The following is a 25,222-nucleotide window of genomic DNA, read 5'->3' on the forward strand; positions in this document are numbered from 1 at the left end:
TTCCTTTCTAGTTGGTTTTGTGGTGATTCTATTCTAGCGGAAATGTTGTGTGTCTTCCTTGTTTTTTAATGAGAAAATAGGACCGATAGATTTTTTTCTATCAGTCCAATAAATTATAGAGCCTAATTTTCGTAAAATGGGGACTTTTGTTTGTAATTATCCTAGATTTTCTCGTTTTGACGACATAGGCAGTCAAAACGAGAAAAAATTTGACTATTTTACTGACGACAAAAGTAATCCGAAAATACCAAAACGAACCTCCGAATTTAGCAAGGTTGAGGCTGATTTGCTTACACGTAGGACCAGTACCGTAACATACCCCACGGATGCTAAAAAGGTTGATAGTACTATATTCTCTATAATATAGTTGAGGAGACAGATCATTATGAATACAGATGATAAACGAGTAATTTGGAAAAAAGAGAGCGATTTGAAACTAATGCAGATTATTTTGAAATTTATTGAAAAACATCAAATTGACTCTGTGAGAAAATATTAACAAAAATTAAAAGAACATCCTAAAGAGGTCTCTAGTTTGTGGTGTATCCAAGAAAGATTTGGTTCTTGGGATCGGCTGCTAATTCAATTGGGAAAGAACAGACTAGAAAGGTATTGTTGGTCTAAAATGTCTAATGATGAACTGAAAGAAATTGTTGTAACATTTATTAAAGAAGAAGGAATTCGTTCTCAAAGAGCTTACAAGAGAAGAACTGTTGGAGATAAAACTATTCCTTCTCTAGACACTATGAAAAAGCGATTTGATGATATTAAACCTTTCTTTAAAAGAGATTCAGAAGGAACAGCTTCAAGTTTTGAACTTCTTTTTGAGTTAAGGAATGAGATTATTCGATTAGGTTTAGAAGAAAGTCTATCGATGAACGAGTTTAGAAACAGAGCGAACTCAGAATATTTGCCATCAGTGGATACCATTATGAGGAAAACAGGAAAGTCTTGGGAAGAGTTGATGGAAGAAATTGGTTTTGATTATAGGAAGGTGAATATAGAAAAGTTATTGAAAAATCTTAGATAATTCATTATTTTATATCTAAGTGTAAAGAATAAGTTTAATCATGGTATAATTGAATTAATTAAAAGTGGAAATTTGATTATCGATGAGGTGAAATAATGTTAGGAAAAGTTATTGATGACTACAAGCTTGTAGAATTTATTGGAAAAGGGTCGTTTGGTACTGTCTATAGAGCAAAAAGAAATGGTTTGAGTTATGCATTGAAAATATTTAATTATGATTACGTTTTTCAGGAATTTAAGAGGAATGGTGAAAATAATAGGATTTCAAGAGAAATTGCTGTTTTAGAAAAAGTAAAGCATATAAATGTTACTAAATATATAGATAAAGGAAGTTATATAGATAACACTCAGTCATATTTGTATTTAGTAATGGAATATATTAATGGTAGTGATTTGAAAACTCATTTAAACTCATTGGAAGATCCGATGAGTATTAGCGAAACAAATAATTATGTACAACAAATTCTTTCTGGATTAGATGCAGTGCATAAACATAATATAGTTCATAGAGACTTAAAACCAGAAAATATTTTTGTCACTAAAGAAGGAACTATTAAAATACTAGATTTTGGGTTATCAAAATTAATTGATTATACTTCAATCACTTCAACAGGAAGTACTGTAGGAAGTCCGCTTTATATGTCACCTGAACAGATTAGAGATAGTAAGTCAATTGACTACAGATCAGATTACTATTCATTAGGCGTAATCATTTATGAGATGTTAGCAAAATGTAGTCCTTATGGGGATGTTGATTCAATACATCAATTGTATTATAAAATTCTAAATGAACCCCCAAAATCTATACTTTTGTTCAATTATGAAATTCCAAATTATATAGATAATTTAATTAATTCTTTATTGAGCAAAAATAATTATGAAAGACCAAATTCTATAGAAAATATAAAGGATTTGCTTAGATCAGAAGTGGTATCCATTGAAATAGAAAATAGTTCGCAAGAAAAATCAGAGTTTTTCCTGCGGGTCTGGAATGAAAAAAGTATACTATCTGATTTTGCTCAAGATGGTTTTCGCATACCAAATTGTGTCTTTCCAATTAATCATCAAGATCAACAAAAAGGTCTGTTAAAATTAATTCAATCTAACTCTAGTTTTTTTATCGATCCTGCAACAACAAGACTGGCCTATGATTCATACTCAGAGGTAAAAGGATTAGTCGCTTTACCTTATGCTCCAAAAGGATTTGATAGGTTAGAAATACCGTCTTTTGAAGATTATTCAAAAATACAAGAGTATGTAAAACTAGTTGTAGAAGAGCAATTAAAGTTTAATCCGAACCAGATTGTTGCGCCTTTTCATGTCAGTAATAACACTTCTGATAATGCGGCTTTAAAGTATTCAGATGAATCTTGGTTTTCTTTAGATGTTAAGTTTTTAAAAGAAGCTAGAGATTATTTACTCAAGAATAATATTAAAAAAGATCTAATTATGGGCGTATGCATCAAGAGTGAGCTACTGTCTATCGCTTCTGAACGCGAATATTTCATTAATGTGCTAAGTTCGTTACCAGCAGATGCATATTGGATATATGTTGATAGTATAAATTACGATTCAGGTGTTTCTCAAATTTTTAATTATATAAAGACTTTGTTGGCAATTCAGAATTCAACAGGAAAAAAAGTAATTGCTGGTAGAGTTGGTAGTATAGGGATGCTATTGAATTCATTTGGGATTTATGGATTTGAATCGGGTGCTTCAAGATTTGAAACTTTTTCTGAAGATCTGTTTAAGTCATCAGAAGACAGCTATAACATGTATATCAGTTATTATTTCCCAGATATATTAAGATCAGTCCCAATTTTAAGAAAAGATCCCTCCAAGCTAGTTTCTATATTCAACTCTCCTATGGGGGATGAAATAAAATGCGACTGTCCGTACTGTAAAGATAAAGAAATTAGTGCTATACTGAAAGAAGCAAATGTAAAGAAACATTTTTTGTATCATAGAAATAGGGAGATGGAAAAAATGAATTCCTTCGAGAGTATTTCTGAGAGAATTGATTATTTTTATGATAGAATGAGTAAGGCACTTGTTATATATAAAAATTTAGGACCTATTTTTAAACCCAATCAATATCAGTTTATAAAGACTTGGATGCAAGTGGTTGAAAAACTTAGAATAGAAGTAGGGGTGTAATATGTGATGAGGGAAAGTGAAGTCGTGAAAAATCTTAACACTTTTCTTTTCGATAAGGGATTAAATTATGCTAATGAGATTAGGATGGGGATTGGAATTCCTGATGTGATGATTGGATTTGACATAGATAATGCTCATCCAAATATCGCAAATTATTATACATTAAGCATATACAGTCTTCTAAAGAGGAACGAAGGTAAAAGCTTCAAAGAAATTTTGGAAACTAGTAATTTAACGCCAAGAGAAATGAAGCAGAGTATTGGACTATTGGAAGAATTAGGTATAGTTTCTATGGAAGATAGTTCTATAGCTGTGAAAGATATTAATTTGGAGCATAGTGGAACAACCATATCGATTGAAGTGAAAGTTAAAGACTGGAAATTAGGTTTATTACAAGCTCAAAGATATCTTCAATTTTCAGATTACTCATATCTAGCCTTACCGGTAGAACATATAGCAAATGTAGATAAAAGAGAAGTAAGAAAATACGGAATAGGATTACTTTCGGTTGATAATAATGTAGTAATAGAGTTAATAAAACCAAAAATATCAAAAAAATGTGATAGCATATCAAAATATATTTCTATTTCAAGTTTGATTGATAAAATTTCCAAAACAAGCAATACAATTGATGATAATTTCTTTGAGAACACATCAATGATTTGGGATTAAGATAAAGACAGAAGCGGCATTCTTAATAAGAGTCTGCTGCTTTTTTGTTTTTTCTAATATTTGAGGAGAGTAACTAATAAGGCATTATAATTACTGAATGCAAATAATGAAAAAAATGTTGATTAAGAGCTTTAATTGTAATTATTTAGTTAGAATAATACTCATCAACAGAGGATTTTTCTTTTTCTATAGAAATAAATATTTTCATTAGTATTGCATAAAACTCTTTTAGAATATTCTGAAAACTACCTTCTGTGGGATTTGTGAAAAAAAACTGTGCTGACGCAACGGATGACTGTTTTCCAGAAAATTTTGTGCTAGTATTCAACTGAAAACAAAAAGTTACGCATCATTTTTCCTTTTTCTCACGTAGGAATCAACTTCTCTAACCAACATTCAACTGGACGGAACAATAAATAGCGAAAGAATCGTTTGATTTGGAAAACAGATTGTTTCGTGTTTGTCTCTATTTTGATGAGAAAGGTTAACAGAGCGGAAATCAGCGTTAAAATCAATTGATTATGCACGCCCTTTTCGCTATGAGAAAAGAACGTTTTACTGGTCATGTGTTGCTTGATATGTTTGAAAAACAATTCGATTTGCCAACGAGCATGGTACATATCTGCTATTTCTTTTGAAGAACAGTCCATTCGATTGGTAATGAATTGAAACGCACGTCCACTTTTGTCTTGAATGGTCACTAGTCGAAAGTTAGCTGTCAAATAGGTTTTAGAACCTAACCGAACGAGTTCGTCTCGTAGAATTTCTTCTTTGAGTGAGGAGGCCAACGTTGCTACTACATGAACGTTGGTATTTTTCTTGATACGTGTGACGAAGAAATAACCATCCCAATGCATCTGATCCATCTTTTCAAAGTCCAAGTAGCCACGATCAAAGACATAGGTCGTTTCGGGTTGATTCACTAACACATTCAACTGAGTAACATCATGTTTGTGAGCATTAGTCAACGTGAAATCAGTAGGATACATCGTGGCATCCTCCATGTAACAGTAATTCAAGTGCAGTTTGACCCCTGATTTGGTTTTTCGAAAAGTCGCCCATTTGTGTCGCTTCAAGCTGAGAGAAAAAGTGCTGGAATCAATCAGATAAAGACTGTTTCGTTTGGTTGGTTTCATCTGGTGTTGGACTTTTTCTAAAAGCTGTTGAAAAATTTCTTCTAATACCTTTGGTTCAAGTACGTTGAACGCACGAGATAATTGGGTATGACTAATGGTTGTCACATCGGTTTCTATTTGAAGCGATTCGTTAATCAGAGAGGTACTCAAATCACGTAAACTCTCTTTTTCTTCATTAATTACGTAGAGAAAAAGTTTCAAGACCGATTCAAAAGACAATTTTTTACGATACGAATTGTAATCAAGAATCCATTTTTTTGAGTAAACAGAAAGATTTTCTAATTTTATGGCAGAAAACCATTTATTAAATGCTGAATTTGTTTTATACTTATCCATGTATGGTCCTTTATATTGGTCTTGGATAAGTCATCCGAGTTCAATTATAAAGGATTTTTTTTTGTCATGGAATAGGTGAAGAGTTTAATACAACACCAGTGAAATATTTTATATTTAAGTAATCAAAATTTTTACTTTGATATTCTTTTTTTGGAGAGATTGTGATGAGAATACTTGATACTACAGAAACTAAGTATATTTTCAAAAATTAATTAGGAGAAAACAAATGAATAAGAAAAAGCGTCAAGCAATCTCGCTAGTGGGTGTTCTCACAGTGATGATTGCTTTTTTTATTACCCCAATAACGGCTCTTGCAGCTTCGGTCAATTATGAAAAAATTGGGGATTATGTTTTTACTTAGCATGTTGCTTCACTAGGAGGCTTACACTGGACGGACAATGGTGTGCATATGATCAAAGCCGATAATCAACCTGCTTTTTGTATTGAACATGGTGTTTTACTGAACGGCGGTTCAGGATTTACACCATCAGAACTAAATAGTACAGAAAAAGAACGGCTATCTTTGATTTCATATTATGGTTATCAACTTAGTCCTACAATGGAAAATTATGGCATTACTCAAAACATCATTTAGGAAGAGTTTGGTGATACATTATTAACCACTCAACTTCCAAACTATGCAAATCGAAAAAATGAAATTCTAACGAAAGTAGCCAACCATAAAATTAAGCCAAGTTTTACGAATCAGAACATCACGTTGAATGTTGATGCTTCCATCACGCTAACAGATACAAATAATGTTTTATCAAAATATGGCAATCTTTTAGATAATTCCGCAAACCTACAAATTGAAAAGAATGGAAATACCTTGAAACTAACTGCTACGGCTAGTTCTAAAGAGTCTGGTGAGCTTCAATACAGTATGGTTCCAAAAGATCAAGTGGGTCAAAGTTTCATTTAATAAGAAACCTGGTGAATAGACTGTAGCAACATGTAAATTATCCAATGTTGGGGAAATGAATCTAGCGATCCAAGTAAAGCTCAATGGAAATGTAAAATTGAAAAAAGTGGATGAAGATACTGGAAAAGCTGTGCCTAATATGAAAATGAAATTTAAGTATAACGGACAGACAAAAGAAATCAGAAGATAATTGTCTTTTAGATTCTCTAACTAAGTACAAAGTGCGAAAGTCCTTGTATATCAAGGGGTTTTTCTTTTTCATCAAAAAACAACAAAAGGTGAGGCACTCATAACAGAACCTCACCTTTTGTTTATTGAATTTTATCTAGGATAAGCTGTGCACACTCAATTTGGTTGGGAATATTACCTGCTTCATCTTTGACACGCCAAATATCAGGAGTGATTTCATCAACGACATACATTCTTCCATCATTATCACAGCCAATTTCAATTTTAAAATCAATTAAGGTTAAGTTCATTTCTGCTAAAGAATCTTTAAGAACTGTCCCAACTTTTGTTAAGAGATCGAGTGCTTCTTCGTATTGTCCGGGTTTTAAAATCCCCTTCATCTGGCACAGACGATCAGTAATCAACGGATCACCTTGTTCATCGTCTTTCAACGTGACTTCCAAATAAGGCGGGTTAAATGGTAATCCTTCTGGTAAGGTGAAACGGCGACACATACTGCCCGCCGTGAAATAGCGTAGAACAAATTCTAAATTTGGTACCGTTAGTTGGCGAACATTCATTATACCTTTTTCGATATCTGCCCCCAAGTAATGCGTAGGGATGTCATTTTTTTCCATTAGTTCAAAAAAGTATTGGGAAACAGTTAAACCAATTTTTCCCTTACCGACAACACTGCCGCCGACTGTGTTGGAACCTGGATCAAAGACGCCATTTTCACCGGTTGCACTGTCTTTAAATAATAAGTAAACTTCTTTACTTTCTTCATCCAGTAAGACTGTTTTCGTTTTACCATCGTACAATTCTTTCATGTTCTTCCCGCCTTCTCAAAAATATTCAGTGTTTTCAAAAATGATACCATTGAATATTTATGATGTCGATGTTTTTCCGTATTTTAATGATAAAAAGAAGAATAAAGTTCGGTTTTGGATGATAATTAGTGTGGGTTCTAGGTTAAATTGGTTTTTACACTGTTTTTTTCTGATGTTTAATCGGCATAAGTTTTCATTAAGGAACCAGAAAACAATTGAAGTCATGGATGTGGATATCAGAGATGTTTTCTTCTAATAAGGGGTGTTTCCTTTTTTTGTAATCAACTGTTAAAAAAGGGAGATAGAGATTCTCCAACGATGTGAAATAATTATATAACCCAGTTTCCTTTGCTTGTCCATAAGTCTCTTGAACGTGTATGACAAATGAAGAACATAATCGAATTTATTTGTTTATTCATTAACCAGGGAGTGGAAAAGTCGAACAGGCTGCTGCAAAATATTTTATTGTATAAAATATCAATTGCTTATTGTGACAAGAGACTGATAAAGAGGAGCAGCTTCGATGCTATATAGTTTCTAGTAGTTGCTGTTCCAATGCGCTAAATAGTTTTGCTGTGAATGAATTCATTGCTTCTCTTCCAGTAGGGTAGTTCATACGGTTGAATTAAATTATTCCTTTACGTATAGTTCGGATTTTTGTTTGTATTCAGTCTCATTAGAATTTGCTATAATATATATTACCTGTTGTTTTTAATGATTAAGTATATTTTTAGATGAATAATTCAGCTTAAATGAATGAAATATAGATCAGCTATTTCAATTTGGAAAGGATGTAAAGAATCAATGTCAAATTCTTCTCGACAAAAAAAACGACATAGGAAAAAAAGAAAAACTGGATTTCCCTGGATTGCAAAAGCTTCAATCATACTGTCTATTATTCTAATTTTGATAGTCAGCTATTTTTTTTGGAACCAGCCAAAGAAGCAGCTGGCTGAAGCAGAAAAAACGACCTCTTTTTCAAAGACTTCAGAGGAAGAGGTACTTTCAACATCCTCAACATTCTCCGAAAGCAGCTCCAAGTATTCAGGTAAAGCGGAAGAATCAACAATGAGTTCTGAGCAACAGCCTACTGAGGAAGAGTTGGAGGATCAGCGGATCGCCAAACAAATGGAAAACACAGTTATTTCACGACCGATGACCTATGAACGGTTGGATGAGGGCATAAATGGGGAGCTATTGGGAAAAATAATTTGTGATAAGATTGGACTGAATATTGACTATTTTCAAGGTGTTGGTTATGAAACTGGAAGTGAATGGTCTAACGATCCCAACTCTGATGATCAGCGTTTACTAAATGCCTGTGGAGCAAAGAAAGAGCAGGTACTGGGTCAAGATAACGTGGTTGTTGCAGCTCATTCAGCATTTTATGCAACTCCTGAAGAATATTTTAATCCGCTTTTAAAAACAGAAGCAGGAACAATCGGTGAGTTAGACACTGTTGAAGGATTAATGTTAAAGATAAATGATACAATCCATGTTTTACAATTTTCTGATAATAAAGAGTACAAATTTAGGGTTTCCGATATTTTTCTTGATGATGAAACAGGTATTTTTTCTAAAACAATAGATGCACAAGGAGATATTGATGGGCGACCTCAACTTACCCTCTATGTTTGTGCTGATCCAATAGGCAATAAACGCTTAGTTATTCAAGCCGAATTAGCTAGTATATCTGAGGCTTAATTCAAGTGCACAAGGGAACAACCTTTCTGATGATTTGCGGTTTTAGATGATGCCATTTTATCAGTAAAAGTTGTTCCTTTTTTATGTTTGAACACTTAAAAAGCACTGGTCAATTTTCCTTAAGGAATTTCTGCCAGCATGAAACATTATAGAGGCTTTTTTGTCACTCTTTTAAAGCTGGAATGGATACTTTTATAGATACCTATCCACATCCGCTAATAGATTTTTTAATTTCATAGAAGAAGTTAGCTAGCAATACTCCTTTCATACTATGTGTAATATTCATTCCTCTTTCAGGTATAATTTCCCCAATATCCATTTTACTGATTTTGAAAGCTCAACATCAGCAATTTTCCAACTCTCATCATTCTTTTTATTATCCAATGCAAACGTAAATAATTTTGATTGAATTAAGAGTATAAAACTAATCAAAGAAAGATAACGTTAACGCTATTGACTTATGAATCAACTGAACCAGTTGATTTGAAATAGAATAAATAAAATACCGGATGCTTCTCTGGTTGAATGCATGAAGAAAATTCCACTTGAGTAAGTTTGTCCGACATCTTAAAAGAAACTAACTCATGTCGTGGCGGGCGGCACTTATAAAGATTGATGATATGCTAATTGCATTATAAATCGAGAAGGTCAGAAGCTTGATGGAAATTATGGACAAACGATCAAGATAATTCTAGCATTCAATGAAGTTTCCGAAAGAAAAATTGAGAACTTCCTCAATTTTTCGCATGAAAGAGTATTGGCAATGCTCAATGTATATGGAAAGAATTATTTAGATAGGGCTATTATCTTGGCGAATCAAAATAGAGAGGCGATTTAGATGAGAAGACGTAAATTGTTGGTTCTCTGTTTACTTATCTTTGTGCCATCTGGGTGCAGCGTATAGTCCTCTAAAAAGAAAATATCCTGTTCTTTGTTAAATCAACATATACGGTATGGAATGATAATGGCTAGAGATACCTATTAGAATATGCGAATGATTGAAATATTCAGTTTTCAGTTATTCGCCGGATTATTTTGGAGCGTTTTATTCGTTCTAAAATAACCCGGCGATGTTGTTTTAACCAATTTTTCTGTAGACCCCGGGTGTAAGTCCGGTCTTTTTTTTAAATAGTCTGCTGAAATAAGCAAAATTATCCCAGCCCAGCTCCAGAGCAATTTCTTGAATCGATTGATCGGAGTAGCGCAACAGATCTTTTGCAAAGGAGATCTTTTTGTTGATTTGGTAGTTGATGGGCGGCTGTCCGATAAACCGTGAAAACTCTCTGTTTAGCTGATATTTATTAATATGAAACTGTTTTTCCAGCTGTTCCATTGAGAGTGATTCTTTAAACTGTCGGTCAATAAAAGCCTTCATGGCTAATACATAATCTGGAATTTCTTCATAAGTAAAATCCAACTGATTTTTCTGAATCAGCAATTCATTTAGGAGCTGATGCAACAGTACAGAGCTTTGGAAATCTGTTTGGGCATGCCGGTTTTCCTGTACATGTAATAATTGACGAAGGATTAAATGAATCGGATTTTCCAAATTAGCTGTGTTACTGTGAAAAACATTGGAGCCGTTCTTCATGAATTCCTGATAGAACAATTCAGAATTTCCTCCATAAAAATGCACCCAGTCCATTTCCCATGGCTCTTCACTGATGGTCTGGTAATGCTGATAGTCCATACAGTCAATAAAAAAAATATCTCCGGCTTCGAGTATGTATTTCTGATTCTTATAGGCGAGGCAGCCTTTACCTGAATGGGTGAACTTCATTAAAAAGGATGGCAGATTTTCTCTTTCTGTGAAATAAGGGCGGGAAGCTTTAAAATAACCTATTTCCTGTACATAATAAAAAAGCTCTTTACTTTTTTCAGAAGGCGTATTGATGTAACGGATGGAATCCTGGCTCCAAGAATGGTTTGCTTTTTCCCAATAAGACATTTGATTTTCTCCTTCTATCAAGATAGTGCAATTATATATCAAAAATGTTTGATGTGAAAGAGGTGAAATCATACTATTATTAGTTTGTGATCGGAATTTTTGTGGATTCATCTTTATAAATGATACCGCTTTATGTTCTGACAAGAAAGTGAAATGGAAGGTGGGAGAATGATCGATACATATATTGCTGTAGATATTGGTGCTTCAAGCGGCCGTTTAATGAAAAGTAAATGCAAGGCAGATGGCAGTATCACTCTAGAAGAGATCCATCGATTTAAAAATGGTTTTAGAAAAGTTGATGGTCATGACCGTTGGGATATTAAACGGCTGATAAAAGAAATACTTATCGGGTTGGAAAAATTAAAAAAATCCGGAGTTGCTTCTTGCTACGTTGGGATTGATACATGGGCGGTTGATTATTGTCTGGTTGATGAAACAGGCAGGCTGTTGGAAGAACCGATTTCTTATCGGGATATCAGAACGGAAAATGCGATTAAATTTTTTTCTGAGGCTTACTCATTAGAAAAATTATATGACAAAACAGGTATCCAGATACAGCCGTTTAATACACTCTTTCAATTATTTGTTGAGGATAAGGAGAAGTTGAGTCAGGCTGCGAAGCTGCTGCTTATTCCAGATTATTTGGGTTTTGTTTTTACTGGAAAAGCAGTTACGGAGAAAACCAATGCTTCTACCATGCAGCTGCTAAATCCTGCCACACAGGATTGGGATCAGGAGTTGTTGGCATTAGCTGGAATCACTAAAGAGCAGTTATCCTTATTGGCTGATCCGGGAACTTTTCTTGGAGAGTTGATAAAGGATCAGTTCTTGGAATATGACTTGCCGAATGCCAGCTTTATAACAGTTGCGACACATGATACCGCCTCGGCTGTGATCGGCACGCCGGGATGCGGCAAAGAGTGGGCCTATCTCAGCAGCGGAACTTGGTCTCTTTTAGGAATTGAAACGAAGGTTGCCACTATCACACGCAATGCATTTTATGAAAATTACACCAATGAATGGGGGGCACATAATACGATTCGCTTTTTGAAAAATATTATGGGCATGTGGCTGATTCAGGAGGTTGCCCGCATACAGAATTATCAATACAGCTATGCTGAACTAGCTGTTATGGCAGCAAAGGAAGAGCCCTTTCAGCAATTCATCAATGTGAATGATGAACGGTTTCTGAATCCGGAAAATATGATCCTCACAATACAAGATTATTGCCGTGAAACTAGTCAAAGGGTTCCGAAAACTACCGGACAAATCGCTCGCTGTATTTATGACAGTCTTGCTTTGTGCTATGCCGTGGAGCTGGAGAAGATGAAAGTGCTGACGGATACCGGTCGACCGATTGATAAACTGCAGATTGTTGGTGGAGGATCAAAGAATAAATTTTTAAATCAGCTGACAGCTAATGCTGCTTCAATCACTGTTGAAGCCGGACCGGATGAGGCAACTGCTATCGGTAATATACTTTTGCAGATGATCGCTGCAGGTACGTTTAAAGACCTGGAAGAAGCAAGAGAGGCCATCAGGCAGTCATTTGAGATCTCTGTTCATGAACCTGAAGCATTCGATGCAGCAATACTTGATTCGTATAAAATTTTTTTAAAGGGAGCGAAAAGCTAAATGACAATAAAACAGCGTTATGAAGAAGCGAAAAAGAAATATGCTGCTCTGGGAGTGGATACAGATAGAGTAGTGGAAAAGATGGATGAAGTGAAAATTTCCATGCATGTCTGGCAAGGGGATGATGTCAAAGGATTTCTAAGTGATGCTGAGCTTTCCGGCGGTATTTCTGTAACAGGTGATTATCCGGGAGCAGCACGAACTCCTGAAGAACTTCGAAAGGATCTTGAAAAAGCGTATGCAATGATTCCGGGAAATCACAAGCTGAATCTTCATGCAATCTATCTGGATACGGAGGAGCAGGTAGATTTGAATGAGATTGAACTAAAGCATTTTGAAAAATGGGTAGCCTGGGCTAAAAAACAGGAGGTGGGGCTGGATTTTAATCCGACCTTTTTCTCACATCCCATGTATAAGGATGGCTTTACGCTTGCATCTGCAGATAAAGAAGTTAGAGATTTCTGGATTGAGCATGGCAAACGTTCAAGAAAAGTGGCTGAATACTTCGGAAAAGAGCTGGGTCAAGTCTGTGTAAATAACTTTTGGGTACCTGACGGCTTTAAGGACAATCCAATTGATCGTTTATCGCCAAGAAAGAGATTGATGGAATCACTGGATGAGATTTTCTCAGAAAAACTGGATGAAAAATATATCTTAGATGCCGTTGAAAGCAAGCTGTTTGGGATCGGTGCGGAAGCTTATACTGTGGGCTCTCATGAGTTTTATATGGGGTATGGTCTGACAAGAAAGAAGCTGGTTTGTCTGGATGCCGGACACTTTCACCCGACAGAGGTCATTTCAAATAAACTTTCTTCTTTGTCATTGTTCAGTGAAGGAATCCTGCTGCATGTCAGTCGTCCGATCCGTTGGGATAGTGATCACGTGGTAATCATGGATGATGAGCTGCAGGAAATCGGAAGAGAACTTGTCCGTAATGACTTGCTGCCGATAACCAATATCGGTCTGGATTTTTTTGATGCGACAATTAATCGTGTTGCTGCTTGGGTCATTGGAACAAGAAATACACAAAAGGCAATTATGAAGGCGATGCTTGAACCCACAGAGAAGTTAAAAGAGATTGAGCTTTCCGGCGACTATACCACTCGTTTGGCAATGATTGAAGAATTAAAGGATTACCCATTTGCAGATGTCTGGAATTATTACTGCGAGTTGAAGAAGGTACCTGTTGGACTGGATTGGCTGACGAATGTCAAGGAATATGAAAAAAATGTATTGAGCAAACGATAATGAATAGGAGTCAAGAAAGTATTGACTTAAATGAATTGTTGGATAGTTTAAGAAAGGAATGTGTAACGTAAATATGAAAAAAATGGATATTTTACAAGCACCATTTGTACGTGAAATGGTTGAGGTGACAACGAATTTATACCGTTTAGGCTGGGATGAGCGCAACGGCGGCAATATCTCCTATTTATTAACGAAGGAAGAAATTTTACCATTTCTTGATCCAAATGAGGTACTAAGAACGATCCCCATGATTTTTGACGGAAGCAAGCTTGCCGGAAAATACTTTATCGTGACAGGTTCCGGAAAATATTTTAAAAATGTTTCTGCCGCTCCGACTGACAACCTTGGTGTTGTTCGCGTAAGCGATGATGGGAAAGGGGTAGAGCTGCTGTGGGGACTGACAAATGATGCGGTACCAACGAGCGAGTTGCCCAGTCATTTTATGAGCCATATTGCTCGTTTAGAGGTTGATCCGGAAAACCGGGTGATCATGCATAATCATGCCAGTCATTTACTGGCGATGAGCTTTACTCATAATTTGGATGAAAAAGCATTTACTCGTACCTTATGGCAAATGTGTACAGAGTGTTTAGTTGTCTTCCCGGAAGGTATTGGGGTTCTTCCCTGGCTGGTTCCTGGAACGAACGAGATTGGTAAAGCCACAGCAGCAAAGATGAAAGAAACACGCCTAGTATTATGGCCCCAGCATGGTATCTATGGTGCTGGAAAAGATATGGATGAAGTCTTTGGATTAATTGAAACGGCTGAAAAAGCAGCAGAAGTCTATACCTATGTTTGTGCCCAGGGCGGGATAAAACAGACAATCTCAGATGAGAATCTTTGGACACTGGCTGATGCGTTTGGTGTAATCCCTAAAGAAGGCTATCTTGAAGAACGATAGGAATTAATTTTATGGCGTGAGGAGTACTTGTTGATTATAAAAATACAGCTTTTGCAAGTACTTAATCACTCTTACTTCAATTGTTTTGAAAGTAGTTTATATAGAAAAATGCAAGGTGGGACTAGGGAGATGGCAAACAGAATGATTTTATATTTTGGAAAGGGAGCCATTAGCGAGGCTGCAGGAGAATTCAAAGTCTGATGCAACAGTTATGAAAACTATCGGATGGTCTAGCCGGAGAATATCATATTCTATAAATTGGAAATAAACCCTCAACTGGTGATGGTGAGTCCATAGCTATTAAAAATGAAAATTTTTTGTTTTGGAATATACGGATTTTGGCTATTCTCATTTAAAGTGATACTTTATTAACCTGTAAAATACCCGTCTTTAAGTGATGAATTTTAATAGCTGTATACTATTTTGAGTTGGCAGAGTATTCTTTAAGATGCTCTGCCAACTCTTTTTAACTGCAATTAAAGATAAAATAGATTAAAGTTGTAAGTAAGGATAAATGATGCTGTTCTTCACTGGTATATTTTCAGGATGATTTGCTTATTTATCCTATTTATCAATCGATAAATTTGACGGCAGCTGTAGGAGCGTGCTCCTGCAGCTGATCTATCAGTTATTCTTGATGACAAAAGAAAGAATATTCAGGTTCAGCAAAAGTTTTTGAATGAATAGGAATGTCTGAGAATATTAAGGAATGGTCGTTCTAGTTTAGAATTTTTCTGAGTTAGAATTATCATTTCTTTTTCATCAAAATCTTTACTTCCATTTTGAGTTGGTAGTAAAAGCAATGTTTCTATCATTCCAGAGATAAAGATTGCTGCTTTAGGAGGTTATTAATTATTTAAATTACTCTTTAAAAAAACTAATAAAAAGATTCATTTATTTATTTTCAAATGTTATTTATTAATTTGGAATCGACAAATAATATCCATGTAATTAAAAGCCTTCAATTTGATGACCTGCTGACTCCTGCAGTGATAATGGATGTTGTCTTAATAGTATCTTTTTTAACACTGGGAAAGCTTTATTATCTTATTTATTAAGTTACTCCTCTTTTTACATTAGAAAAAACTTATTTTGGATTAATATAAATTTTTAAAAGGAACGAGTGTAAATTTATTTAAAAGGATGTATATATTCATCCTTTCTGCATAATGAGAAGGATTGGGCATTAGTGAAGAGAAAAGGCTCGTTTGGAAGCGTTTAAATAATTGTTATTATAAGGGTGTCCAAAATAACAATGGGAGGTTTTATTTATGGAAAATGCAATTAATGTTTTTTCAGAAATTGGAAAGCTGAAGCAAGTGATGCTGCACCGTCCAGGTAAAGAATTAGAAAATTTGATGCCTGATCATCTGGAGCGGCTGCTGTTTGATGATATTCCTTTTTTAGAACAGGCAAGAAAGGAGCATGATTATTTTGCAAATACACTTCGCTCAAAAGATATTGATGTCTTGTATTTGGAAGATTTGGCAGCAGAAGCACTGATTTCTGAAGAAATTAAGAATCTGTTTCTGGATGAATATCTTAATGAAGCAGCTATTCAGGATGAAACAATTAAACATGAAATTAAAGAATACTTTCTGTCACTTGATACAAATCGTGAATTGATCGATCAGTCGATGGCAGGCTTAAGAAAAAATCAACTGTCGGGGATTCAGTCCACTTCATTAACAGGATTAGTAGATGATCACTATCCTTTCTTCATTGACCCAATGCCGAACTTATATTTCACCAGAGATCCGTTTGCTACGATTGGTAACAGTGCTTCTTTGAATAAGATGTATTCAGAAACAAGGCGAAGAGAAACACTTTATGGGAAATATATTTTTAAATACCATCCAATGTTCAAGGACAATCCGGTTAACCTACTTTATAATCGTGAAAATAATACAAGAATCGAGGGTGGTGATGAACTGGTTTTATCCAGCAAAGTAATGGCAGTGGGCATCTCTCAAAGAACTGATGTCGTTTCGATTGAGCGGCTTGCATGCAATATTTTTGAAAGTGAAAAAAGCTTTGAGCATTTATTAGCCTTTAACATTGGGGAGAAAAGAAAATTTATGCATTTAGATACGGTGTTCACTATGGTGGATTACGATAAGTTTACCATCCATCCGGAAATCGAAGGGGATTTGATTGTCTATTCTATTTCAAAGGAAAATGGGGAGATAAGGATTGTTGAAGAAAAGGATACACTGGAACATATACTCTGTCGTTATTTAAAATTATCGGCTGTTGAGCTGGTTCGCTGTGGAGGTGGTGATATTACTGCAGCTGCAAGAGAGCAGTGGAATGATGGATCAAATACATTAACGATCGCACCGGGAGAAGTAGTTGTCTATGATCGCAACGTGATTACGAATAAGCGTCTGGAAGAAGCCGGAGTGAAATTAAACTATATTCCAGGCAGTGAGCTTGTTCGCGGTCGCGGCGGACCAAGATGTATGAGTATGCCGTTTGTAAGAGAGAATATCTAGCGTGAGTACGGAAACTAGCTGAGATTTCAAGAAGTAAAACGAAAAATGTACCTGGTTTAGTCAAACGTCCAGCCGAATTGTTTATGAACCAATTTTAGGGGACACCCAATAAACTTACGATCCGTCATTTTTTTAAATAGCAATGATTCAAGCGGAAGTAAGCTGTACTAGATGGGGATCAATACACGCCATCACGGTGTAAAAGAAGTTTCGATGTTTTTACGTAGCTTCATCGTTTCCAACCCATGATCGACCAATACTTGTTTATTGATCCGCCTTGATTGAACCCAATTAGAACAATATTTTGCGAGTTTCCGGACTTGTTCATAATTTGAAAGAGGTGTTTGTTATTAAAAGGGTAATGTTAGTTATAATTGGAATTGTTGCGATTGTGTTTTCCTCCATCTATGTTTACCAAATTCCTGTTAAAAAATATATTGCAGAACAAGAGTTGTATGAATTACTTGAAAATGAATATGGGCTGAAATCAACCAATATTCAAATTACTAATATTATTAGGGATATAAAAAGTGTGAGAGGAGGTGTTGGCATCAGATTTACCGTGACAAATAGTTCGTTGTTATATGATTACGATTACTCTGTTTCAAAGAAAAATTGGATTCGTGGTTATGTAGAAAATGGCAGGTATTATAATACAAATAAAATGTTTTTTGAGGAGGAATGATATGAAAAAATTTTTGTGTATTCTAAGTTTTTTAGGAATTTTCACTGCTCTTTTGTTTAATAGTAGTAAGGTATTTGCAAGTGAGATGGATGATTTCTTAAGCGAGTATGCTTTAGTCGGAGAAAAATTAGATGAATTTGAAAGAAACGAACGCTTTCAAATAAGTCAGAGGGGAGCCAAAGAAAAAGCTTTGGATTTAGCGACATTACAGGAGCAATATGAACAATATAGGTCAATTGGGGTCTTTGATGAGGAAATTACTTTTGATTTATATGTTCAATTAGCAACAACTCCCCTTCCATCTGATCCAGTAATTCCAGAATTTCGAAGTGTTGCCGGAAATCCCCAAGCTGGTGATATATTAATTACTAAATTACATGGCAATAGCTCAAAGCTCCTTCATAAATAAAACCAAGTTATTTGCCAGTTTTAATTTTAGATTAAGAAACTATGCAGTTCAAAAGAATTGTTGGATCTTTGGTAGGTTTTCCAGTATGAGAATAGGCCTATCGAAGTAATGGGATGGCTGGATCCAAATCCAGCATTTGGAAGAGTTGGATATTGTTGTGATGGAAGATCAAATTGTCATTTGGTATTTTCGCTAAGGCGACATTCAATTAAGATAAATAACAGGAAGGGGTCATAACTTGACGGAGCATAAAAAAGATCACCTTTCATTTAGATACAGGGTACTTGTTCACAAGCGATTATCAAGAACGGTTTTTCTTGCCAAGTAAAAACCCTTAAAAATAGGAAAAAATTGAGGTAGATCAACAGCAACAATCTTGATTGAACCCAATTAGAACAATATTTTGCGAGTTTCCGAACTTGCTCATCTAACATAGGAGGAACGAAAATGACATCAGTATTTCAAGGTAGAAGCTTATTAGCAGAAAAAGATTTTAAAAGAGAAGAGCTGGAATATTTAATTGATTTTTCCATTCATCTCAAAGATTTAAAGAAACAGAATATACCGCACAGATATTTGGAAGGAAAAAATATTGCGCTTCTTTTTGAAAAAGCATCCACACGTACAAGAGCTGCGTTTACCACTGCGTCCATTGATTTAGGGGCTCATCCGGAATTTTTAGGCGCAAACGATATTCAATTAGGGAAAAAAGAATCTGTTGAGGATACCGCAAAAGTTTTAGGAAGGATGTTTGACGGAATTGAGTTTCGTGGTTTTAGTCAGGAAGTAGTGGAGGATCTGGCAAAATATTCAGGTGTACCGATTTGGAACGGGTTGACAGATGAATGGCATCCAACTCAAATGATTGCAGATTTCATGACTATTAAGGAAAACTTCAAAACGCTGGAAAACATTACACTTGTCTATGTTGGTGATGGTCGTAACAATATGGCAAACAGCTTGCTGGTTACAGGAGCGATTTTGGGTGTGAATGTTCGAATTTGTGCACCAAAGGAACTGCATCCGGAAAAATCAGTCGTAGATTATGCTGAACAATTTGCATCAAAATCAGGCAGTAAATTACTAATCACAGATGATATTGCAGAAGGCGTAAAAGGTGCAAATGTACTTTATACAGATGTTTGGGTTTCAATGGGTGAGGAAGACAAATTCGAGGAACGTGTGAGTATGCTTAAGGATTATCAGATTAATATGGATATGGTAAAAGCAACCGGTAATGCTGATGGAGATCTGATCGTTCTTCACTGTTTACCGGCATTTCATGATACAAATACAACCTATGGAAAAATGATTAAGGAAAAATTTGGTATTGAAGAAATGGAAATTACAGATGAAGTTTTCCGAAGTAAATATGGAAGACAATTTGAAGAAGCAGAAAATCGGATGCATTCCATTAAAGCAATTATGGCAGCGACTTTAGGAAACCTGTTTATTCCAAAAGCATAGGTAGAAGGAGGAGTATGTGTGACTCAAAGAAAAAAGCGAATTGCAGTAGCTTTGGGCGGTAACGCCATTCTGACCAAGGATGCCAGTGCTGAGGCTCAACAGCATGTATTGGAACAAACCTCTAAACATTTGGTTGAGCTGATTCAGTCAGATGTTCAGCTGATCATATCACATGGGAATGGACCTCAGGTAGGCAATCTGTTGTTGCAGCAACAGGCGTCTGACTCTGAAAAAAATCCGGCTATGCCTTTGGATACCTGTGTAGCAATGACACAGGGAAGTATTGGCTTTTGGCTTCAGAATGCTTTAGAAAGGGAAATCAGAGAAGCAAGCTTAAATAAGAAAGTTGCAACCATCATTACCCAGATAATTGTGGATAAAAAAGATGAAGCATTCAAAAATCCCAGCAAGCCGATTGGTCCATTCCTTACACGTGAACAAGCTCAAGCTTTAGAAAAAGAAACAGGAGCTGTTTATAGTGAGGATGCTGGAAGAGGCTGGCGCAAAGTTGTGCCAAGTCCCAAACCAATAGCCATCCAAGAGCAGTATAGCATAAAAACGCTGGTTGACAACGATATTATAACCATTTGTTCCGGCGGTGGAGGAATTCCGATTGACAGTCAGTCGTTTCGAGGGATAGAGGCTGTTATTGATAAGGATTTTGCTTCTGAAAAATTAGCAGAACTGGTTGATGCAGATATTTTTATTATTTTAACTGGTGTGAAGCAAATTGCGCTGAATTATGGGAAGAAAAATGAACAATGGCTGGATCAAATGACTATTGCTGAAGCAGAACAATACATGAAGGAAGGACACTTTGCTCCTGGTAGTATGCTGCCGAAAGTAGAAGCAGCTGTCCAGTACGTCAAATCTCGACCAGATTGTAAAGCAGTAATCACTTCTTTAGAAATGCTTGCAAGCATTGATGAACAGGGTGTTGGTACAGAAATCATTTTTTGATTTAGATTACGAACCAGAATGAAAATAGTTCTTTTGGAGTGAGACATATGGAAACAAATGACAGAGCTAAAAAGCAAAGAATTACTAGTGAATATCCTTATTTCTCGGTCTTGGACAATGAAACTCAAGGGCTTCTAATTGAAAATATGTATTGCCGTTCATATAAAAAAGGACAAATACTTTTTTTTACAGATGATAAACGAGATAGAATTTTTTTCTTAAACAAAGGGTTAGTTCGGCTTGAACGATCAGAGGAAAGTGCTGTATACAATTTCCTGGGAGTTATCGGTGAAAAAAGACTATTTCCATTGCTGGGGCTGTTTGAATCAGAAAAATATTACTTTTCTGCGGTTGCTGCGACAGATATAGAGGTGTGCTATATACCTGCTGTGCTTTTTGAAAAAATCGTTCAAATGGATGTATGGAAATTGAAGCTTATTACGGCTGATTTAAATGTGCTCCTCAAAAAACAGGTAAGAAGAATTCAGTATTGTACTACATCTAAGGCGAAGCAGAGAGTAAAAAATACTTTAGCGATTTTGATGGAGGATTTAGGACAGCAGGATGATGACAGAATTATCATTCCGCATCCGATTATGATTAACGATCTATCGAAGCTCAGTGGTACAACAAGAGAAACAGTTGGTCAGACACTTAGAGAATTAGTTAAGAAAAGAAAAATAATATATGAGTACAAACAATTTACTTTTCTTGATGGCGACTATTTTAAATTGGGAAAATAGATTGAGGGACTCTATATAGAGAGGAAAAATATGAAAGGAGCTCTATCTGAAGGCTGAAGTTCAAAAATATTTTTCTTTAGGGCTCTTTCGTATAGAATCGAAAAATGACAAAGAAAAAGGAAAAAAAGGCTATTTCATCTTTTAGTATTCTGTTCATCATTCTTATTCTTTTAACCGTGGCTTCATGGATTTTTTCAGGACAAACATTTGCACCGACGTTTCTTTCAGGAGGAACTGAAGAAGTCAGCAGTGTAGTTGGTGCCAGTGTTTCAGATCTGGTAATGTCCCCCTTTAACGGTTTTAGAGATGCGATTGACATTTGTGTATTTATTCTGATTTTAGGCGGATTTTTAAATATTATTACAAAGACAGGCGCATTGGAAGCTGGAATTCAGCATATTGTTCGAAAACTGAAAGGGAATGAGCTGATTCTGATACCAATCCTGATGATTTTATTCTCCATCGGCGGTTCAACTTACGGGATGGCAGAAGAAACTATTCCATTTTATAGTCTGCTAGCTGTAACCATGGTTGCCTCCGGTTTTGATACAATCGTTTCAATTGGAACCGTTATGCTGGGAGCGGGAGCAGGTGTAATCGGTTCCACAGTGAACCCATTTGCAACCGGTGTAGCAATGGATGCTTTAAAAAGCGTTGGAATTATACCAAATACGGGGATTGTTTTAGGAATTGGTTTTACTTTATGGCTTGCTACAACAGCTTACTGTATTTTTTGTGTAATGAGTTATGCTAGGGAAGTAAAGGCTGAAAAAGGTTCAACTATTTTGAGCCTGCAGGAACAAGAAGATATGGAGAAACATTTTGCAAGGACCGATTCGCAGACGATTGAATTCACTGGTAAACATAAAGCGATTTTATCTGTTTTTGCTTTTTCATTTGCCATAATGGTGATTACCTTAATTCCATGGGGATCATTTAATATCCACCTGTTTGACGGCTGGACGTCCTTGTTGACAGGTGAAAGCTTTGGTGACTGGTACTTTGGAGATTTGGCAATGTGGTTCTTTTTGAGCAGTTTGGTTGTTTCACTCATTCAGGGTTTCTCTGAAAGAGAGATCATTGCAACATTTATAGATGGAGTAAAAGACATTTTATCTGTTGTACTGATTATTGTCGTTGCCCGTGGCGCTTCTGTCATCATGCAGGTTACACACCTCGATTTATTTATTCTGGATCGAGCAGCGAATCTGCTTCAGGGCTTGTCTCCGATATTGTTTGTAATCGGTGCGTATGTTTTGTATTTGTTCCTGTCATTTCTGATCCCATCTACATCAGGTCTGGCGTATGTGTCAATTCCGGTAATGGGAGCTTTAGCCAATAATATTGGTTTGAATCCAAATGTCATGATTATGATTTTTACTGCCGGATGCGGACTGGTGAACTTGATTACACCAACTTCCGGTGTTGTCATGGGAGGACTTGAAATTTCCAAAGTGAACTATTCTACTTGGACAAGGTTTATGATGAAGCCGCTCATTATCATTGGAGTCAGCAACCTGCTGATTTTGATTGCAGCCATGCTGTTTCTATAAGTAAAAATTGACATGCATGATGGATTGTCAGGGAAGCTGTTTTTTGCTGGGCAATGGAAAACAGGTGAAGACTTATGAATAAAAATGATCGCCAAAAAATAATAAAGAAGATAATAATTGAGAATGAGATTGAAACACAGGATGAACTGCTGATTTATCTGAAAAGAGAAGGTCTTGTGATTACGCAGGCAACGATTTCAAGGGATATGAAAGAATTGAATATTGTCAAATCTTATTTGGAAGATGGTAAGAAGAGACTCACTCTTTTAGTTCTTGAAAAAAATGATTCTGAACTGGATCAAAAGCTGAAAAAAAGTATAAAGGATTACACTAAGTCCATTGAAATTGTTAGATTCATCATTATTATTCGAACAATTCCAAATGGTGCAGATGTCATTGCAAACTATATGGATAAAAAAAGATTTTCTGAAGTAACAGCGACAATTGCAGGATATGATACCTTGATTGTAATCACAAATTCAGAAAAGAATGCGGAGAAATTTTGCGTACAATTGAATACGTATATCAATCAATGACAAAAGAATGAGTGTTGATTAATGTCGCTCTGACAGGTTTTCTTAATGAATAGAATAAAGATAAATCAAGCTTGTGATTTAGTTCGTTGCTGAAAAGTACAGTACTTTAAAAGACATTCAAACTGAATTCTCCTTCGTATTATATGAAATGTATAAAGATATCTGGCGCTTATTTATTATTTGATATTTGATGATATATTGCTCAGAAACGAACAGATCATAATGCTCCAGCTTATGTCTGAGAACAGGAAGCTGGAGAGACTTAATAGATAATCGACATGCAAATCGTTTTTGTCACTGTGAGTGTGACAGAGAACAAGCTGCAGGTCGATTGTTTTTTTGAATGACGAGAGGAGTTTCTTATCCATTACTGCTGTTCGCCAAAGGATTTAACACAAAGCTGAAACTACTATATTTGAACGGTTTCATCTATAATGGAATCTGGAAGTAGGGAAGTTGAATGTTGTTTACAGGAGCTAGACATTGTGAATTATAGCCAGCTGTTTGGTTGTTACAAAGAAGTCAGATTATTGTACGAATGGATCGGGAATTCAGTTGTTTTTCGAACTAACTCCTCTCAAGGATTTGACGTGTTAGATGAATATATTTTAAATTACCCATTCTTATGAAAGAGAGCAGAAATGAGTATAATTTATTGGATTAAGTAAAAGTAGACTTTTTCATTCTATGGAATATAAAAAAGCTGTAAACCATCCACTGATAAAGAGGTAGTTTACAGCCTAGTCATTCATGCTTGGATTAATTTACTACAAAAATTACTCGATATTTTTTTCATTCAGATTGAAAAAAGATAAGTTCTTTAGGGAATTTCTCCCGTTCCTGGTCAGTCAGTCTGCGCTCCATAAAAATCATATCCAAAGAGTCATAGGTTATAAATGAATAAAGCCCTTCATTTACCAGTTTAGAGGTATCACACAAAATAAAATTTTTCCTGCTGTGTTCAATCACAGCTTTTTTTATTTCCAGCTCATGATAAGAGCGAATCGTTGGGCCGGATTTAGAAAAGCCGTCACAGCCGATAAATGAGATGTCTATATTTAATCCGCTGATTGCATTCAACGTCCAATCACCTACATAGGAATTACTTTTCTTTCGGTATAAACCGCCCGTTAGAAGAATCTGGTTATCAGAAGCAGATAAAACCTGACTGATTTGCAGTGAATTCGTAATGATTGTTAAATCATCTCGCATAACCAATAATTTAGCTAGTTGTAAAACACTTGTACTTGTATCTAGAAATATCGCAGCATTTTCAGGGATAAATTTCATGACAGCTTCTGCAATTGTTATCTTTTCTTCCAAATGTTCACTTTCCTTAACAGAGAATTCATTCTCAAAAAAAGAGTTAACCATGGAGACAGAGCCGTGTTTTTTAGAAATTAAGTTCTTGTCCTGCAGAAGGCTGACATCTTTTCGGATGGTTTCTGTTGTTACTGCGAACCTGTTAGCCAAATCATTGATGCTTACTTCACCCTTGGTAATAACTTCGTGCAGTATTTTATTTTTTCTTTCTTCACTGGTTAATTTCATCCTTTTCCTCCAAAAAAAGTTCTCTACGTAGTATATCATAACAAACTAAATTTTTGGTTATTAAGATCAAAACAAACAGGTTTTATTTAGAAAGGTTGCAAAAACAAAAAAAGTGTTTATAATTTGAAATGTAAGCG

General features: G+C 35.6%; 21 protein-coding genes and 1 pseudogene. 18 read left to right on the forward strand and 4 right to left on the reverse strand.

Annotated elements, in window-relative coordinates; genetic code table 11:
* Window positions 1-385: 385 nt before the first annotated feature.
* From LI951_RS15215 to LI951_RS00015, 3 genes and pseudogenes are all read left to right on the forward strand, one after another.
* Window positions 386-1,030: pseudogene (locus LI951_RS15215) on the forward strand (hypothetical protein).
* Window positions 1,031-1,125: 95 nt separating this feature from the next.
* Window positions 1,126-3,186, forward strand: a complete 2,061-nt coding sequence (locus tag LI951_RS00010; RefSeq protein WP_229440874.1) for a serine/threonine protein kinase — start codon at window positions 1,126-1,128, stop codon at window positions 3,184-3,186.
* 6 nt (window positions 3,187-3,192) lie between these two features.
* Window positions 3,193-3,858, forward strand: a complete 666-nt coding sequence (locus tag LI951_RS00015) for a helix-turn-helix domain-containing protein (RefSeq protein ID WP_229440876.1) — start codon at window positions 3,193-3,195, stop codon at window positions 3,856-3,858.
* Window positions 3,859-4,223: 365 nt separating this feature from the next.
* On the opposite strand, the gene LI951_RS00020 is transcribed toward LI951_RS00015, so the two are convergent.
* Window positions 4,224-5,330 carry an IS4 family transposase gene (locus LI951_RS00020; RefSeq protein WP_229440878.1) on the reverse strand — a complete coding sequence of 369 codons (1,107 nt, stop codon included), beginning with the start codon at window positions 5,328-5,330 and terminating at the stop codon, window positions 4,224-4,226.
* A gap of 226 nt (window positions 5,331-5,556) precedes the next feature.
* Here LI951_RS00020 and LI951_RS15015 point away from each other — a divergent pair, with 226 nt between their 5' ends.
* The 3 genes from LI951_RS15015 (at window position 5,557) to LI951_RS00030 (ending at window position 6,252) form a co-directional block, all read left to right on the forward strand.
* Complete coding sequence (locus LI951_RS15015) at window positions 5,557-5,691, forward strand: hypothetical protein (protein ID WP_267491674.1); 135 nt, start codon at window positions 5,557-5,559, stop codon at window positions 5,689-5,691.
* A gap of 48 nt (window positions 5,692-5,739) precedes the next feature.
* On the forward strand, window positions 5,740-5,925 hold the full coding sequence (locus LI951_RS00025) for a thioester domain-containing protein (RefSeq protein ID WP_229440880.1): 186 nt from the start codon (window positions 5,740-5,742) through the stop codon (window positions 5,923-5,925).
* A gap of 123 nt (window positions 5,926-6,048) precedes the next feature.
* Window positions 6,049-6,252 carry a hypothetical protein gene (locus LI951_RS00030; RefSeq protein WP_229440882.1) on the forward strand — a complete coding sequence of 68 codons (204 nt, stop codon included), beginning with the start codon at window positions 6,049-6,051 and terminating at the stop codon, window positions 6,250-6,252.
* A gap of 311 nt (window positions 6,253-6,563) precedes the next feature.
* Here the strand turns inward: LI951_RS00030 and LI951_RS00035 are convergent, their stop codons facing one another.
* Window positions 6,564-7,250, reverse strand: a complete 687-nt coding sequence (locus LI951_RS00035) for a phosphoribosylaminoimidazolesuccinocarboxamide synthase (protein ID WP_202065666.1) — start codon at window positions 7,248-7,250, stop codon at window positions 6,564-6,566.
* Between the two features lie 804 nt (window positions 7,251-8,054).
* Between LI951_RS00035 and LI951_RS00040 the strand changes: the two genes are divergently transcribed.
* A complete protein-coding gene (locus LI951_RS00040) occupies window positions 8,055-8,954 on the forward strand; it encodes a hypothetical protein (protein ID WP_229440884.1) in 900 nt (299 codons plus the stop codon).
* Window positions 8,955-10,032: 1,078 nt separating this feature from the next.
* Here the strand turns inward: LI951_RS00040 and LI951_RS00045 are convergent.
* Window positions 10,033-10,902, reverse strand: coding sequence for an AraC family transcriptional regulator (locus LI951_RS00045; RefSeq protein WP_202065670.1), 870 nt, complete (start codon window positions 10,900-10,902; stop codon window positions 10,033-10,035).
* 168 nt (window positions 10,903-11,070) lie between these two features.
* On the opposite strand from LI951_RS00045, the gene rhaB reads away from it, so the two are divergent.
* The 11 genes from rhaB (at window position 11,071) to LI951_RS00100 (ending at window position 23,534) form a co-directional block, all read left to right on the forward strand.
* The gene (gene rhaB, locus LI951_RS00050) at window positions 11,071-12,537 is read left to right on the forward strand and encodes a rhamnulokinase (protein ID WP_229440886.1); all 1,467 of its coding nucleotides are present in this window, start codon (window positions 11,071-11,073) and stop codon (window positions 12,535-12,537) included.
* On the forward strand, window positions 12,538-13,785 hold the full coding sequence (gene rhaA / locus LI951_RS00055; RefSeq protein WP_229440888.1) for an L-rhamnose isomerase: 1,248 nt from the start codon (window positions 12,538-12,540) through the stop codon (window positions 13,783-13,785). It abuts the gene before it with no gap.
* Between the two features lie 73 nt (window positions 13,786-13,858).
* Window positions 13,859-14,686 carry a rhamnulose-1-phosphate aldolase gene (rhaD, locus tag LI951_RS00060; protein ID WP_229440889.1) on the forward strand — a complete coding sequence of 276 codons (828 nt, stop codon included), beginning with the start codon at window positions 13,859-13,861 and terminating at the stop codon, window positions 14,684-14,686.
* Window positions 14,687-15,957: 1,271 nt separating this feature from the next.
* Window positions 15,958-17,181, forward strand: coding sequence for an arginine deiminase (gene arcA, locus LI951_RS00065; RefSeq protein WP_229440890.1), 1,224 nt, complete (start codon window positions 15,958-15,960; stop codon window positions 17,179-17,181).
* 361 nt (window positions 17,182-17,542) lie between these two features.
* The gene (locus LI951_RS00070) at window positions 17,543-17,866 is read left to right on the forward strand and encodes a DUF3139 domain-containing protein (RefSeq protein ID WP_229440891.1); all 324 of its coding nucleotides are present in this window, start codon (window positions 17,543-17,545) and stop codon (window positions 17,864-17,866) included.
* Window position 17,867: 1 nt separating this feature from the next.
* Window positions 17,868-18,275, forward strand: coding sequence for a hypothetical protein (locus tag LI951_RS00075; RefSeq protein ID WP_229440892.1), 408 nt, complete (start codon window positions 17,868-17,870; stop codon window positions 18,273-18,275).
* 447 nt (window positions 18,276-18,722) lie between these two features.
* Complete coding sequence (gene argF / locus LI951_RS00080) at window positions 18,723-19,742, forward strand: ornithine carbamoyltransferase (protein ID WP_202065690.1); 1,020 nt, start codon at window positions 18,723-18,725, stop codon at window positions 19,740-19,742.
* A gap of 18 nt (window positions 19,743-19,760) precedes the next feature.
* A complete protein-coding gene (gene arcC / locus LI951_RS00085) occupies window positions 19,761-20,702 on the forward strand; it encodes a carbamate kinase (RefSeq protein WP_229440893.1) in 942 nt (313 codons plus the stop codon).
* Window positions 20,703-20,749: 47 nt separating this feature from the next.
* Complete coding sequence (locus LI951_RS00090; protein ID WP_202065703.1) at window positions 20,750-21,445, forward strand: Crp/Fnr family transcriptional regulator; 696 nt, start codon at window positions 20,750-20,752, stop codon at window positions 21,443-21,445.
* Window positions 21,446-21,549: 104 nt separating this feature from the next.
* Window positions 21,550-22,998, forward strand: coding sequence for a YfcC family protein (locus tag LI951_RS00095; RefSeq protein WP_229440894.1), 1,449 nt, complete (start codon window positions 21,550-21,552; stop codon window positions 22,996-22,998).
* Between the two features lie 74 nt (window positions 22,999-23,072).
* Complete coding sequence (locus tag LI951_RS00100; RefSeq protein ID WP_229440895.1) at window positions 23,073-23,534, forward strand: ArgR family transcriptional regulator; 462 nt, start codon at window positions 23,073-23,075, stop codon at window positions 23,532-23,534.
* Window positions 23,535-24,326: 792 nt separating this feature from the next.
* Here the strand turns inward: LI951_RS00100 and LI951_RS00105 are convergent.
* Entirely contained in the window at window positions 24,327-25,085 is a 759-nt protein-coding gene (locus LI951_RS00105) for a DeoR/GlpR family DNA-binding transcription regulator (protein ID WP_229440897.1), read from the reverse strand.
* Window positions 25,086-25,222 lie beyond the last annotated feature (137 nt).

The organism is Enterococcus sp. BWT-B8 (genome assembly GCF_020567625.1).
GTDB lineage: Bacteria > Bacillota > Bacilli > Lactobacillales > Enterococcaceae > Enterococcus_L.

Coding starts and splice junctions, on each gene's coding strand:
- LI951_RS00010 (WP_229440874.1), top strand. CDS start 1,126: ATGTTAGGAAAAGTTATTGATGACTACAAGCTTGTAGAATTTATTGGA.
- LI951_RS00015 (WP_229440876.1), top strand. CDS start 3,193: ATGAGGGAAAGTGAAGTCGTGAAAAATCTTAACACTTTTCTTTTCGAT.
- LI951_RS00020 (WP_229440878.1), bottom strand. CDS start 5,330: ATGGATAAGTATAAAACAAATTCAGCATTTAATAAATGGTTTTCTGCC.
- LI951_RS15015 (WP_267491674.1), top strand. CDS start 5,557: ATGAATAAGAAAAAGCGTCAAGCAATCTCGCTAGTGGGTGTTCTCACA.
- LI951_RS00025 (WP_229440880.1), top strand. CDS start 5,740: ATGATCAAAGCCGATAATCAACCTGCTTTTTGTATTGAACATGGTGTT.
- LI951_RS00035 (WP_202065666.1), bottom strand. CDS start 7,250: ATGAAAGAATTGTACGATGGTAAAACGAAAACAGTCTTACTGGATGAA.
- LI951_RS00040 (WP_229440884.1), top strand. CDS start 8,055: ATGTCAAATTCTTCTCGACAAAAAAAACGACATAGGAAAAAAAGAAAA.
- LI951_RS00045 (WP_202065670.1), bottom strand. CDS start 10,902: ATGTCTTATTGGGAAAAAGCAAACCATTCTTGGAGCCAGGATTCCATC.
- rhaB (WP_229440886.1), top strand. CDS start 11,071: ATGATCGATACATATATTGCTGTAGATATTGGTGCTTCAAGCGGCCGT.
- rhaA (WP_229440888.1), top strand. CDS start 12,538: ATGACAATAAAACAGCGTTATGAAGAAGCGAAAAAGAAATATGCTGCT.
- rhaD (WP_229440889.1), top strand. CDS start 13,859: ATGAAAAAAATGGATATTTTACAAGCACCATTTGTACGTGAAATGGTT.
- arcA (WP_229440890.1), top strand. CDS start 15,958: ATGGAAAATGCAATTAATGTTTTTTCAGAAATTGGAAAGCTGAAGCAA.
- LI951_RS00070 (WP_229440891.1), top strand. CDS start 17,543: ATGTTAGTTATAATTGGAATTGTTGCGATTGTGTTTTCCTCCATCTAT.
- LI951_RS00075 (WP_229440892.1), top strand. CDS start 17,868: ATGAAAAAATTTTTGTGTATTCTAAGTTTTTTAGGAATTTTCACTGCT.
- argF (WP_202065690.1), top strand. CDS start 18,723: ATGACATCAGTATTTCAAGGTAGAAGCTTATTAGCAGAAAAAGATTTT.
- LI951_RS00090 (WP_202065703.1), top strand. CDS start 20,750: ATGGAAACAAATGACAGAGCTAAAAAGCAAAGAATTACTAGTGAATAT.
- LI951_RS00095 (WP_229440894.1), top strand. CDS start 21,550: ATGACAAAGAAAAAGGAAAAAAAGGCTATTTCATCTTTTAGTATTCTG.
- LI951_RS00100 (WP_229440895.1), top strand. CDS start 23,073: ATGAATAAAAATGATCGCCAAAAAATAATAAAGAAGATAATAATTGAG.
- LI951_RS00105 (WP_229440897.1), bottom strand. CDS start 25,085: ATGAAATTAACCAGTGAAGAAAGAAAAAATAAAATACTGCACGAAGTT.